The following is a 14,667-nucleotide window of genomic DNA, read 5'->3' as shown; positions in this document are numbered from 1 at the left end:
AACGATGATTCGAAAATTTTAACATTCGAACCCGTTCGATTTTTCTTTTTTTGTGTTTAATTTAAACTGCGGACACAGTGACAACTCTAGTTCTTCCTTCTAAAAAGGTTGGATGCTTAAACTTGCGCCAACAGAATACTCCTCTTTCTGTGGCCACTGCTTCAGCCTCCTTGAAAATAAAGGAGCAATTTTCACCGTGCGATGACTCGCTGCCGAAGCGTTCCTTGTGCTCAGAAGCAGAAATCGTTTCTTACGGGGTCTTCAGACTCATGCTGTTCCCATGCGGGAGGGAAGGACTCGGTGAGACCCCGCAGAGCGCATGCTCGAGGAGGCTCACCAGCCGCCCGCGGAAAGCGTAGTGATATTGCCGTAGCGCCGTACTAATGCTTATTCGATACTATTAAGGAACTACCTCTTGATATACTTCCATTTATATCCACTTAGTCATCAATCGAATGGTTAAAAATGCCTTTTTTAAACTTCATATGCTGTTATCATTCGGTTTTCGCAAGTGGGTTATGTCCCAACCTCTTTGAATCACTTAAAGCAGCCATCAATATATTTAATTAGAATGATATTGCTGGAATGATAAAATTATTGAAAACGCTCAAGCACAGAAAAGAATTCCTGGACAAATCGGTAAAACACTTGTTCAGAAGGCGCCAAGTTTCTTGTTGCTGGCTTGATAATCCCGACAGTTCTACGTAAATGAGGATTCTCGATAGTGATTTTTTTTGTAAACCTTGGAGTGGTTTCGGAAAACACACTTTCCGGAAGTAAGGTTACGCCGATTCCGGCAGACACTAGACCTTTAATCGCATCTAAGTCTTCGCCTTCTGACGAAATACGTGGAGTAAAACCAGCTTGTTTACACCCGTCCATAGCGATTTTTCTCAAAATAAAGCCTTCAGGGAATAACACAAATTCTTCGTTTCTCATATCTCGCAAGTGCAAGCTTTTTCTTTCGGCCAGTCTATGAGTGGAAGGAACGAGTGCTGCAATATCTTCGGTAAATAGTATACTGCCATCAATTTCTGGGTCGTTCGTAAGCACGGGACCGAGGAATGCCAGGTCTAATTCTCTTTTTTTGACAGCATCGACTAGAAAGTTGTACGACCCTTGCCGCAGTTGAAAGGCGATATTTGGGTATTTCTTTTTAAATTCCGATAGTACAGTAGGAAGAAGGTGGCTAGCTAAACTGGTCGGAAAACCAATTCTGATGCTTCCTCTTTCTGGATCTAAGTGTTCATCGATTTGTTTCTTGGCATGGTCGATCGCCTTCATTGCTGCTTTTGTATGGGTGAGAAAGACCTTGCCTATTTGGGTCAGCTTTACATTCCTTCCTTCGCGCTCGAAAAGAGCAACCCCAAGTTCTGCTTCTAGATTGGCGATTTGCCTGCTAATTGCTGATTGGGCGACATGGAGATGGATCGCTGCTTCTGATACGTGTTCCCTAGCCGCCACTTCCATAAAGTATCGAAGTTGTCGTAATTCCATAATGAATTTTCCCCTTCTATCTCATTATGAGATTGTTTTAATCTATATTATATATTGTTTGGATGAATAAGAAAACCTACAATGGAAATAAGACACCTTAATTGGAATAGAGTAAACGGGGGCGTATATCATGAGTTATAATCGGATGCCAAAGGCACAAGGTTTATACAATCCTGAATTTGAACATGATGCATGTGGAATCGGTTTATATGCTCATATCAAGGGATTAGCAACACACGATATTGTAAAAAAAGGATTGAAAATGCTTTGTCAATTAGATCACCGCGGCGGACAAGGAAGTGATCCGTTAACGGGAGACGGAGCCGGATTAATGGTACAAATACCTGACGCCTATTTTCGAAGCGTTTGTAGTGATATGGAGTTACCGGCTGCCGGAAGATATGGCGTGGGAATGGTCTTTTTTTCAAAAAATGAAACAGAACAAAAAGAAATAGAGAATTATGTTAATCATATTATCGAACATGAGGGACAAAAACTGTTAGGCTGGAGAGATGTCCCTGTAGATGTCAGAAAAATCGGAATTAAAGCAGAAGAGAGCTGTCCTGTCATCCGCCAGGTGTTTATCGGTGCTGCTGATCAACTAATTGATGAATTAGCATTCGAAAGAAAGCTTTATGTAATAAGGAAACAGGCTGAAAATTGGGCGAATGAAAAAGAATTTCGGTTTTATTTTGCTAGTTTGTCAAGCAGGACCATTGTATATAAAGGGTTGTTAACACCCGAACAAGTGGATGAATTTTATTTGGACTTGCAGCACGAGGCATTTGTGTCTGCTTTTTCTTTAGTCCATTCGCGCTTCAGCACTAATACTTTTCCAAGTTGGGAAAGAGCACATCCAAACCGTTATCTCATTCATAATGGAGAAATAAACACAATGCGCGGGAATATCAATTGGATGAGAGCCAGAGAGCAGCAGTTTGTCTCTGAAGCATTTGGCGATGACTTGGATAAAGTCCTTCCTATTTTGAATGCAGATGGAAGTGATTCGTCTGTGCTTGATAATGCCTTGGAGTTCTTTACATTAGCCGGAAGAAAACCAGCCCATGCGGCGATGATGTTAATCCCCGAACCATGGAAAAAGAATCCGCATATTTCTCCGGAAAAGAGAGCCTTTTATGAATACCATAGCGCATTGATGGAGCAATGGGATGGCCCTACATCAATTACTTTTACAGATGGCAGGCAGATAGGTGCTATATTAGACCGCAATGGCCTGCGTCCCGCACGTTATTATGTGACAAAGGATGACTATATTATTTATTCTTCAGAAGTCGGGGTTATCGATGTTGAAGAAGAAAACGTGCTATACAAAGACCGGTTGAGCCCTGGAAAAATGCTCTTGCTCGATCTTGAAGAAGGCAGGATCATTGCCGACGAAGAGATCAAAACAGAAATGGCCCAGGCAGAGCCTTATCAAGAATGGCTTGACAACCAACTAGTAAAAGTTTCGAACAAGGTGAAAAATGAAAAGGAAACTCCAACAGAAGACTTATTCACACGACAAAAAGCGTTTGGCTACACTTACGAGGATATGTATAAATATTTGGTTCCTGTTGTCAACGAAGGGAAGGATCCGATTGGTTCAATGGGCAGCGATGTTCCACTAGCAGTTTTATCAGATAGACCGCAGTCGTTGTTTAATTATTTTAAACAATTGTTCGCCCAGGTAACCAATCCGCCAATTGATGCTTATCGGGAGCAGATTGTCACATCGACTATGACATTGCTTGGACCTGAAGGCAATATTCTCCATCCTGACCAAAGCAGCTGTCATCGAATTCAGTTGGAAACTCCGCTGATTTCCAATTATCAGTTAAGTGAATTTTTAGCCAATAAATATGAAGGGTTCACTAGCAGAATCATTCATTCACTTTTCGAAGAAAGTTTAGAAGAAGGGTTGCAAAAAATCTTTTCACAGGCTGATGAAGCTATTTCTCAAGGGGTTAATTTGCTAGTGTTGTCTGATAAAGGGATGAATGGCAAAAAAACGGCAATACCTGCATTGCTTGCTGTTAGCGGACTGCACCAATATCTCATTAAGCAGGGCAGCCGTACGAAGGTAAGCATTATCATTGAAACAGGAGAAACGAGGGAGGTACACCATTTTGCTGCCTTAATCGGTTATGGGGCAGATGCAATCAATCCTTATCTTGTGTTTGAATCGCTAAAACAAGTAATTGCAGAAGGCAATTTAGATATGGAATATCAGCAAGCAGCTGAGAAATATATTGCAGGTGTAACCGAAGGCGTCGTAAAAGTAATGTCCAAAATGGGTATTTCCACCATTCAAAGTTATCGAGGCGCCCAAATTTTCGAAGCTGTAGGAATAAGCAAAAAAGTCATCGATCAATACTTCACTGGCACTGCCTCGCAGATAGATGGAATCGGTTTGGAAACTATTGCCCAAGAAGCAAAGCTGCGGCATGACAAGGCATATGCCGAGAGCATCGATGAAACACTTGATTCTGGCAGTGACTTTCAATGGAGAAAAGGCGGAGAGCATCACGCTTTTAACCCTAAAACGATCCATACGCTGCAATGGGCATGCAGGAGAGGTGATTACAGCCTCTTTAAGCAATATACAGAAGCTGCTGATGAAGAAAGACTCGGTTTTTTAAGAAACTTATTTACTTTTAAAGAAAGCGGCAACCAGATACCGTTGGAAGAAGTGGAATCGGTTGATTCAATTGTCCGTCGATTTAAGACAGGGGCAATGTCGTTTGGGTCTCTCAGCAAGGAAGCACATGAGTCCCTTGCTATTGCTATGAATAGGTTAGGCGGTAAGAGTAACAGCGGGGAAGGCGGAGAAGATCCGGCAAGATACACACCAGATGAAAACGGTGATTCTCGTAAAAGCGCCATTAAACAAATTGCTTCCGGCCGTTTTGGCGTGAAAAGTCACTATTTAGTTAATGCCGAAGAATTACAAATAAAAATGGCTCAAGGGGCTAAGCCTGGTGAAGGAGGACAATTGCCAGGAAATAAGGTATATCCTTGGGTGGCTGATGTGCGCGGTTCAACGCCAGGTGTCGGCTTGATTTCCCCTCCTCCACACCATGATATTTATTCAATAGAAGATTTAGCCCAATTAATCCATGATTTAAAAAATGCGAACAGGCACGCTCGCATAAGTGTGAAGCTTGTGGCGAAGGCAGGCGTTGGAACGATTGCAGCAGGAGTTGCCAAAGGTGCGGCAGACGTAATCTCTGTTGTAGGATATGACGGAGGCACTGGAGCTTCCCCGAAAACAAGTATTAAGCATACGGGACTGCCATGGGAACTTGGCCTTGCAGAAGCCCATCAAACGCTAATGTTAAATGGATTACGCGATCGCGTAGTTTTAGAGACAGATGGCAAATTAATGACTGGAAAAGATGTCGTTATGGCTTCATTGCTTGGAGCAGAAGAGTATGGATTTGCAACGGCTCCACTAGTCGTATTAGGCTGCGTCATGATGCGTGCTTGCCATTTGGACACTTGCCCTGTCGGGGTTGCTACCCAAAATCCGGAATTGCGAAAGAAATTCATGGGAGACCCTGACCATATTGTGAACTTCATGCGATTTATTGCTGAAGAAGTTAGAGAGATTATGGCAAAGCTGGGCTTTAGAACAGTGGATGAAATGGTTGGCAGAACAGAAGTCCTTGCTGTCAGTGATCGGGCCAAAAACCATTGGAAGGCGAAAGACCTTGACTTGACGACACTCATTCATCCAATGGAAGGAGTGCGAACGAATCAAACACCGCAAAATCATAAGATTGACGAGTCATTGGATATGAGAGAAATCCTTCCGGCGGTACAACCGGCATTAAAAAGTAAGCAAAAGGTTGATTTGTCATTCCCAATCAAAAATATTAACCGTGTTACAGGAACGATCACCGGTAGTGAAGTTTCTAAACTTTATGGGGAAGCAGGTCTTCCTGAAAATACAATCACATTACGTTTCCAAGGTTCAGCTGGACAAAGTTTTGGTGCGTTTATCCCTAAAGGCATGTCCTTGTTTTTGACAGGGGATGCGAATGATTACGTAGGCAAAGGGTTATCCGGAGGGAAGATTGTCATTTCTGCTCCTAAGGGCTCGACGTTATTCCCGAGCAAAAATGTGATAGCCGGAAATGTAGCATTTTATGGGGCTACAGACGGCGAGGCATATATAAACGGTTGTGCAGGAGAAAGATTTGCCGTAAGAAATAGCGGGGCCAAGGTCGTTGTAGAAGGTATCGGCGATCATGGTTGTGAATATATGACTGGAGGGCGTGTCGTTGTATTAGGCGATGCAGGTAAAAACTTCGGAGCTGGTATGTCAGGCGGAGTTGCTTATGTTTACGTCGACGATAAGCAGGCGTTCATGCATTTGTGCAACCAAGAAATGATTGAATTTGAAGAGCTTGACAGCTTCGAAGAGATCAACGAACTCCGGGAAATGGTGGAAAACCACTACAATTATACTTCCAGCAGTAAGGCTGCCGGCCTGCTCAACGATTGGAACGATTCTATTAATAAATTTATTAAAATTATTCCAAAAGACTATAAGAAGATGCTGCAGCAAATTGAAACCCTTAAGGCTTCAGGGATTAGTGAGGATGAAGCAAAAATGCAAGCATTTAATGCAAAAAAAGAAAACAAAGTAATCCCTGCGCCTAAAAACCAAGAAAAGGTAGTAGTACATTAAGAAAGGAGACACGAATATGGGTAAAGCAACTGGTTTTATTGAAATTAAGCGGGAAGAAGCTACTGAGAGAGATCCCAATAAACGCTTAAATGACTGGAAAGAATATTCTGCTCCTTTCACTGATGAAGTCATGAGCAGACAAGGGGCACGCTGCATGGATTGCGGTACTCCTTTCTGCCATATCGGAACGGAAATAAATGGGGCTACATCTGGTTGCCCTGTTTATAATTTAATCCCTGAATGGAACGATTTAGTGTACCGGGGAAAGTGGAAGGAAGCTCTTGAGCGGCTTGTTAAAACGAACAATTTTCCGGAATTCACCGGCCGAGTCTGCCCTGCTCCATGTGAAGGATCTTGCACAGTGGCGATCTCTGATCCAGCAGTTGCCATTAAAAATATTGAGCGAGCGATTATCGACAAAGGCTTTGAAAATGGCTGGATTACACCGAGAGCCCCGGAAAAAAGAACCGGTAAGAAAATCGCAATTATCGGATCAGGTCCAGCAGGTCTTGCCAGTGCTGACCAGCTGAACCAGGCTGGGCACTCTGTTACTGTTTATGAACGGTCTGACAGGGCGGGAGGTTTACTGACGTACGGTATTCCTAACATGAAGCTGGAGAAGGATGTGGTAGCACGGAGAATTCGCTTGCTGGAACAAGAAGGAATTGAATTCATTACTAATACAGAAGTGGGCAAAGATATCAGCTCAGGAGAATTAAAAGCCGAATATGACTCTGTAATTATGTGTACAGGTGCTCAAAAACAAAGGGATTTGCCGCTCAAAGGCCGTCAAGCAGACGGAGTACATTTCGCTATGGATTATTTAACAGCATCTACAAAAAACCTGCTTGATGCGCCACTAAAAGATGAGGAGTTTATTGATGCCAAAGGCAAGGATGTCATTGTCATCGGTGGTGGAGATACAGGTGCTGACTGTATCGCAACGGCACTTCGCCAGAATTGTAACAGTATTGTCCAATTTGGCAAACATCCACAACTGCCCTTGGCCAGAACATCTGACAATGCTTGGCCGGAGTTCCCTAAAGTATTTAGTGTGGATTACGCACATAAAGAAGCAGAGGCTAAGTTTGGGGAGGACCCTAGGCAATACTCTATCCAAACGAAAAAATTTGTTGCGGATGAAAAAGGCAAACTGATAGAACTTCATACAATCCAAATGAGAAAAGTAACCGATGCAAACGGCATGTTTGTGTATGAAGAAGTTCCAGGTACGGAACAAGTATGGCCAGCACAGCTTGTCTTAATAGCGATAGGCTTTGAAGGCCCGGAACAGCCGTTGATAGAGCAGTTTGGTTTAAATACTGCCAACCGGAAAGTTGACGCTGCTTATGGAGAATTCTCCACTAATGTAGAGGGTGTGTTCGCTGCCGGTGATGCTCGCCGCGGGCAAAGTTTGATCGTATGGGCGATTAACGAAGGCCGGGAAGTGGCACGCCAAGTAGATAGTTATTTAATGGGAAGCTCTAACCTGCCTACCGTTGAAGCGATGTAACCTATATTAAGTTACCTTTAAGAAGCTCTCGGCTCACCACGTAGTGAGAAACGGGAGCTTCTCTGCTTTTGGGGTTTATTTGTTAGCTTTTTTTAAGTCCTGATAAGAAGTAAATGAAAAAAGTAAGCAAACATAGTTGTATTATTAACCTGTTTCATACTAAAATGTTGTTTACAGATAATTTCGAATAATGATTGGTGACAAATTACAGAATGGCAAGGAGCAATGACCATGAATGAAATCAAGGTAACTTTAGCAGATCAATTGAAACAAAAACCATTAGCAGAACAGTTGGAATTTGGAAGGATATTTACGGATCATATGTTTATTATGGATTACACGGCAGGCAAGGGATGGCATGACGCCCGGATTATCCCTTACCAGCCATTGGTCCTTGATCCTGCCGCGATCGTCTTTCATTACGGCCAGACAGTTTTCGAAGGAATGAAAGCTTACGAAACTCCGGAAGGAAAAGTCAGGCTTTTTCGTCCGGAGAAAAACATGCAGCGCCTGAATAAATCGAATGACCGGCTCTGTATCCCGCAGATTGATGAAAAATTAGCACTTAGCGCAATTAAGAAGTTAATTTCGATTGATAAGGAGTGGGTACCCTCTGCAGAAGGCACCTCGCTTTACATAAGACCATTCGTAATATCAACGGAACCTTATTTAGGGGTTGCCCCTTCAAAAAACTATCAGTTTATCGTTATTTTAGCGCCAGTTGGAGCTTACTATAAAGAAGGAATTAATCCGGTTAAAATAGCAGTGGAAAACCAATTTGTCCGGGCTGTCGCCGGTGGAACCGGTGAGGCAAAAACAGCAGGTAATTACGCTTCCAGTCTGAAGGCTCAGGAACTTGTTGCTGATAAAGGTTACGCGCAAGTTTTATGGCTGGATGGCCTCGAAAAAAAATATATTGAAGAAGTCGGAAGTATGAATGTGTTTTTTAAGATAGATGGAGAAATTATTACCCCTGCTTTGAATGGAAGTATTCTGGAAGGTGTGACGAGAAACTCTGTGATCAGTCTATTGAAACACTGGGGTTACCCTGTCAACGAACGAAAAATAACGATGGATGAAGTATATCAAGCGCATAAGAATGGAACACTTGAAGAAGCATTTGGTTCTGGTACGGCAGCAGTAATCTCCCCAATTGGCGAGCTAGCCTGGAGAGGAGAAAACATCGTCATTAATGAAAGTAAAACAGGCTTTGTATCTAAACAGCTTTATGGAATTTTAACAGGCATCCAGACTGGTAAAGAAGAAGATCCGTTCAATTGGACAGTAGAAATAGAGTAAACATGTAACTGCCCGACATTTTGGCGGTTTCATATAGAGACGAAGAGGGGATCACTAAGCAATTAATCTTTGATTCCCTCTTTTTCTTTGAAAAAATGTTGAGGAAAGAAGAGTGAACTTTCATGAAACTGAGTATTCTAGATTTGGCCCCAGTAAATTCTGGGAGTGCATTTGAAGCGTTACAAGCTTCCCGGGAGTTGGCTGTACTAGCAGATGAGCGGGGTTATTCGCGTTACTGGATGGCGGAACACCACGGCTTTGAAAACTTGGCTTGTCCGGCGCCAGAAGTAATGCTCGGTTATTTAGGAGCATATACAAAAAATATAAGACTGGGAGCGGGAGCTATTCTTTTGCCTCATTATAAACCATATAAAGTAGCGGAGACTTTTAATATGCTGGCTACACTATTTCCTGGCCGAATAGATATAGGTGTGGGCAGAGCGCCAGGCGGATCTCCAGAAGCGTCAATTGCTTTATCCGGTAATTTCCTGGAAAATGTAAAAGATTTTCCGCACTCTCTGCAAACATTGCTTCATTTTCTCCAGGATGACTTTGATGAAAGGGATTTTTTTTCAAAAACTAAGGCAATGCCTGTTCCGGAAATCAGTCCTGTTCCCTGGCTGCTAGGAACTAGCGAGAAAAGTGCAAGAAGAGCTGCTTCATACGGCATGGGGTATGTTTTCGGGCATTTTATGAGCGATAAGGAGACGGGGGAAATTTTAAATTTGTATCAAAGGGAATTTCTCACTGGTTTCCATTTTGCCAAGCCTTATACGATTCTAGCGGTCAATGCTGTATGTGCTGAAACCACTGAAAAAGCAGAACAAATCGCGTTCTCAGTGAACAAGCGACAAGTACTAACCGAAAAGGAAAAACGAAGGAATGGGGAAACAGTTGAATTGCAATTGACGAAAGAAGAAGAACTAGAAGTACACAGAAAAAGGGAGAAGATGGTGGCAGGAAATCCTACAGAGGTAAAAGAACAGCTGTTACATATCCAGAGCAAATACCCGATCGACGAAATTATGCTGGTAACTTTCACGGATAGTTATAAGGAACGAAAAAAATCCTTCCAATTGATAGCAGACAGCCTGTTAAGATGATTATTATACTGAAAACAGTACAACTTATTCATCCCCTGTTCTTTGTGAAGAACGGGGGATGTTTGTTAGCGGGTCATTTAGTGGCCCGTTTTTCATTTTATAAATTTACGAAATTTTGCGGGTAGTGAAGGAGAAAATTCTTGTTTTTAAGTTTAATAAGCTTTGTCAGTGGTAACTAGTACTAAGAGTTACTTTAAGAGAGTAACAAAATCTACATAAAATGGAAGGAGGACCAAAATGGCGGATAATAAAAATACGAAAATGTCCCGCCGGAAATTCATAAAAAATTCCGGTTATGTTGCCGGTGGTGCAATTGGCGGAGGTTTATTAGGAACACTTGTAACAACTAATGTCACTAACAACGGCAGCCAAACAGCTTCAACTGGCACGAACGGAGGATCGGACCAGACTAACTTTAATAAGGCTTTGATGTATTTCTCAAGACAATCGGACTTCAACATACTTAGCGCAGCCACAGAAAGGATTTTCCCAGAAGATGATAATGGACCTGGTGCCATTGAATTGGGAGTTCCTTACTTCATTGATCACCAACTAGCAGGTGGGTATGGACATAATGACAGAGAGTACATGCAAGGACCGTTTTATGAAGGGTCTGATTTCCAAGGCTATCAGACAAGACTCAAACGTCATGAAGTATTTGATGCTGGGATTAAAGCAATTGAGCGGGAAAGCCAAAATAACTTCGATGCTTCTTTCGTAGATTTGGAAGGTAAACAGCAGGATGAAATCTTACAGAAATTCCAGGATGGCGACGTAGATATTAAAGGGGTCACTTCGACAACTTTCTTTGAACTGCTTCGCTCAGCTACCATCGAGGGGGCCTATTCAGATCCCCTTTACGGCGGAAATGGCAACATGGAAGCATGGAAAATGAAAGAATTTCCGGGAAGCCAAATGAGCTATATCAAAAAGATTGATTCAGAAGAATTCATAGAAATGGAACCTAGGGCTTTACGAGCCCATATCTCATCATAATTAGCAGAATTGGAGGATGAATATGGCAACGAAATTAGATAAAGTGGAAGTTGTGACAGTCGGTGTCGGCTGGACTGGCGGGATCATTGCTGCCGAACTAGCCAAAGAAGGAGTCCAAGTCGTTGGACTCGAAAGAGGGAAGGAAAGGTCTACCGAAGATTTCCAAATGGTGCATGATGAATATCGTTATGCTATTCGTTATGATTTAATGCAGGATTTATCAAAAGAAACGATTACTTTTCGGAATAATCGGGATGAGCGAGCACTGCCAATGAGGCAATTAGGCTCATTTCTACTAGGTGAAGGTCTTGGGGGTGCCGGAGTCCATTGGAATGGACAAACATGGCGTTTCCTGCCGTATGATTTGCAAATAAAGTCGATGACTGACGAAAAATACGGAGAAAACAAATTAAGCGACGATTATACGTTGCAGGACTGGGGAATTACTTACGAGGAATTAGAACCTTATTTTTATAAATATGAACAAACAGCAGGCATCGGCGGAGAAGATAATCCAATGGGGGCGCCAAGAAGCAATCCTTACCCAAATCCACCAATGATGGATACACCAATTACCAAGCGCTTTAAAAACGCAGCTAAAAATCTTAATTTGCATCCATTTCAAATGCCTTCTGCCAACATGACAGAAAACTACGAAAACCCTGATGGGCAGAAGATGTATAAATGCCAGTATTGCGGATTCTGTGAACGTTTCGGTTGTGAATACGGAGCTAAAGCTTCCCCGAATATGACAGTGATCCCGACTGCACAAAAAACCGGGAACTTTGAACTGCGGACAGACGCTAATGTTACCGACATTTTATATGATGGAAACAGAGCTACTGGTGTTCGTTATGTCGATGTTCAATCAGGCGAAGAATTTGAACAGCCTGCAGATATAGTGGTATTGACAAGCTATGTAATGAATAACACCCGCTTATTGCTTCAATCCGGAATAGGGGAGCCATATGATCCTGAAACGGGTAAAGGCGTAATCGGTAAAAATTATTGCTATCAAATTTTGCCTGGAGCAACCGGCTTCTTTGAGGAAGAAAAGTTTAATACTTATATGGGTGCTGGAGCTCTCGGTGCTTCTGTGGACGATTATAATGGAGATAACTTTGATCATTCCGATGTCGATTTTATTCATGGGGCTTCTGTTTCTATTAGTCAGACTGGGCAGCGTCCTATCAATAACAATACCGTTCCAAGCGGGACACCTAACTGGGGGCAGGAATTCAAGTCACAATCCATCAAGTATTTCCACCGCTCTTTATCAGTAGGCGGCCAGGGGGCATCTATTCCGCACCGGGAAAATTACTTAAGTCTTGATCCTGACTACAAGGATGCATACGGAAACCCGCTGCTTCGATTGACTTATGACTATACGGAGCAAGACCGGAAGCTTCATGAGTATATTTCTGCAAAATGTGCAGAAATACTGGAAGAAATGGGAGCCGACAAAGTAGAATCAAGGTCCGTTAGCGACCATTACAATATTGTTCCTTACCAAACAACCCATAACACGGGCGGAGTCATAATGGGCGACGATCCTGAGACTTCTGCTGTCAATAACTACTTGCAAATGTGGGATGCTGATAATCTATTCGTTGTCGGAGCATCTGCTTTCGCACACAACGGTGGTTATAATCCGACAGGAACGGTAGGAGCGCTAGCTTATCGGGCTGCAGAAGGAATTTTGAAATTCAGGGAAGAAGATAGCCAGCTCGTCCAAAAGACTAGACGCAGCCAGCTTGCGTAAGTAGATAAACATTCAAGTCAAATAATAAAGGAGAGATGAATATGGGATTTACTAATATAGGGGTCCCGGGCTTGATTATCATTTTAGTTGTAACGTTGATCATTTTCGGCCCGAAAAAATTACCGGAAATAGGTGCGGCATTTGGACAGACTCTTTCAGAATTCAAGAAGTCTGCCAGCAATCTAATGAGTGATCATGATGAAGGTTCGGACAAGAAAAAGACCGAAACCGTAGAAGCCCCTGAGGAAGAAAAGAAAGACTTGCCATCTTAATTTTTTAGGGGGAGAATGATGATGCAACAGGCTCAAATAGAGGAACAAACGCTGGAGGAACAGACATTAGTAGAGCACATATCTGATTTGCGCAAAGCAATCATTTATTCGGTGATTTTTTTCGTGGCATGTTTCATTCTTATTTTGGTATCTATTAATCAAGTTATACCGATTTTGACGGATAGGGAAAAACTTGTAATGTTGGGACCTCTCGATGTAGTCCGGTTTTATACGGGGATAGCCGGGAGCTTAAGCCTCGGCTTTTCCGCCCCCTTTATTGGTTACCAAATATGGAAATTTGTCAGACCTGCTTTAACAGAGGAAGAAAGCAAGACAGCTATTTCATTTATTCCCGGCATCTTTTTAAGTTTTGTCGCTGGTCTGGCTTTTGGATTTTTTGTTATTTTCCCTACAGTATTCGGTTTTTTAATGAACCTGGGGACGCAAAACTTTGATATGATGATCACTGCAAAAGAATACTTTTCATTTATGCTGATGACTTCTATTCCATTGGGTTTTTTATTCGAAGTCCCGTTGCTGTTAATGTTTTTAACGGCTGTCGGACTTGTTACACCAAAGAAACTCGGTGAAATAAGAAAATATGGCTATATACTGATGGCTGTTCTTTCCGCCTTAATTACACCACCGGATGTAATCTCTCAAGTAATTGTGCTGGGACCGTTAATCGCACTTTATGAATTAGGCGTTGTTCTATCTAAAGTGATGTATAAACGAAAAATCCGATCAACACAAGAAGAGGAAGCGTCATAACTCGTTAAGTTATTCATTAAAATAACTTACTAAATTTCAGGAGGCATGTTCATGATTAAAAACAAAAAGTTCCTTTTATTTGTTTCGCTCTTTTCTCTCGCACTGCTGCTAGCAGCATGTGGTGGCGGGGGAGAGGATGATAATAGCTCTGGCTCTGGATCAGGCGGTGAATCAGAAACTGCTGAATCCGGAGATCCGTCAAATGGTGAATCAGTGTTTGAAAATAACTGCTTATCCTGCCACGGAGAACAAGGTGCTGGCGCCAGCGGACCAAATCTTCAGGAATCCGGTGTAGCGGAAGACCAAAGCCAGGTAGAAGAAATGGTCAGATCTGGCGGCAATGGCATGCCTTCATTTGAAGGAGATTTATCCGATGCTGAGATAGCAGATGTCACTGCTTATATTACAGAAGAAATAGCTCCAATGAGTGAATAAAAAGAGCAGGCTGTAAAGCCTGCTCTTTTTATTGTTCCCTGGCGGGATAGGAAATTCCATCCTCCTTTTTTCCTATCCTTCTTGAAGTAAACATATCCTGACAGCCTCTATTTTCACGTATATTAGAAATACTGGGTGATTCGAGCACAGAGAAAATTCCTCTCTACAGCCGGTTTTTTGATTCCTTTGGCCATATGGTAATATTTTTTACTCATAATTATTCCAAGCACTCGGATAATAGGTAGCAAAGAATAAAAGGAGAGTGTCAAGAGCATTGGCAAATAAACTGAAAAAAGGACCGGCCATATTAGCGATAAGTTCTATCC

At 42.4% G+C, this 14,667-nt stretch carries 10 protein-coding genes; 9 read left to right on the top strand and 1 reads right to left on the bottom strand.

Features of this window, described 5'->3' with window-relative positions; translation table 11 throughout:
* Nucleotides 1-594 precede the first annotated feature (594 nt).
* Entirely contained in the window at nt 595-1,497 is a 903-nt protein-coding gene (gene gltC, locus BLR93_RS01370; RefSeq protein ID WP_093210481.1) for a glutamate biosynthesis transcriptional regulator GltC, read from the bottom strand.
* A gap of 130 nt (nt 1,498-1,627) precedes the next feature.
* On the opposite strand from gltC, the gene gltB reads away from it, so the two are divergent.
* From gltB to BLR93_RS01325, 9 genes are all read left to right on the top strand, one after another.
* The gene (gene gltB / locus BLR93_RS01365) at nt 1,628-6,190 is read left to right on the top strand and encodes a glutamate synthase large subunit (RefSeq protein ID WP_093210480.1); all 4,563 of its coding nucleotides are present in this window, start codon (nt 1,628-1,630) and stop codon (nt 6,188-6,190) included.
* Nucleotides 6,191-6,206: 16 nt separating this feature from the next.
* Nucleotides 6,207-7,703: a glutamate synthase small subunit gene (gltD, locus tag BLR93_RS01360; protein WP_093210479.1), complete on the top strand. Its 1,497-nt coding sequence runs from the start codon at nt 6,207-6,209 to the stop codon at nt 7,701-7,703.
* Between the two features lie 225 nt (nt 7,704-7,928).
* Nucleotides 7,929-9,002 (top strand): branched-chain amino acid aminotransferase, encoded by a 1,074-nt coding sequence (locus tag BLR93_RS01355; RefSeq protein WP_093210478.1) that lies wholly within the window; start codon nt 7,929-7,931, stop codon nt 9,000-9,002.
* A gap of 122 nt (nt 9,003-9,124) precedes the next feature.
* Nucleotides 9,125-10,105: an LLM class flavin-dependent oxidoreductase gene (locus BLR93_RS01350; RefSeq protein ID WP_093210477.1), complete on the top strand. Its 981-nt coding sequence runs from the start codon at nt 9,125-9,127 to the stop codon at nt 10,103-10,105.
* Between the two features lie 237 nt (nt 10,106-10,342).
* Nucleotides 10,343-11,101, top strand: a complete 759-nt coding sequence (locus BLR93_RS01345; protein ID WP_093210476.1) for a gluconate 2-dehydrogenase subunit 3 family protein — start codon at nt 10,343-10,345, stop codon at nt 11,099-11,101.
* A 22-nt stretch (nt 11,102-11,123) separates the two neighbouring features.
* Nucleotides 11,124-12,863 (top strand): GMC family oxidoreductase, encoded by a 1,740-nt coding sequence (locus tag BLR93_RS01340; RefSeq protein ID WP_093210475.1) that lies wholly within the window; start codon nt 11,124-11,126, stop codon nt 12,861-12,863.
* A 41-nt stretch (nt 12,864-12,904) separates the two neighbouring features.
* Nucleotides 12,905-13,135, top strand: coding sequence for a twin-arginine translocase TatA/TatE family subunit (tatA, locus tag BLR93_RS01335; RefSeq protein ID WP_093210474.1), 231 nt, complete (start codon nt 12,905-12,907; stop codon nt 13,133-13,135).
* Between the two features lie 18 nt (nt 13,136-13,153).
* Entirely contained in the window at nt 13,154-13,906 is a 753-nt protein-coding gene (gene tatC, locus BLR93_RS01330; RefSeq protein WP_245690032.1) for a twin-arginine translocase subunit TatC, read from the top strand.
* A 51-nt stretch (nt 13,907-13,957) separates the two neighbouring features.
* Nucleotides 13,958-14,341: a c-type cytochrome gene (locus BLR93_RS01325; RefSeq protein WP_175559208.1), complete on the top strand. Its 384-nt coding sequence runs from the start codon at nt 13,958-13,960 to the stop codon at nt 14,339-14,341.
* The last annotated feature ends 326 nt before the right edge of the window (nt 14,342-14,667 follow it).

Origin of the sequence: Sediminibacillus albus, assembly GCF_900101125.1 — a bacterium.
GTDB lineage: Bacteria > Bacillota > Bacilli > Bacillales > Amphibacillaceae > Sediminibacillus > Sediminibacillus albus.
The sequence above is the reverse complement of the archived record's forward strand: the minus strand, read 5'-3'. Positions and strand labels throughout refer to the sequence as shown.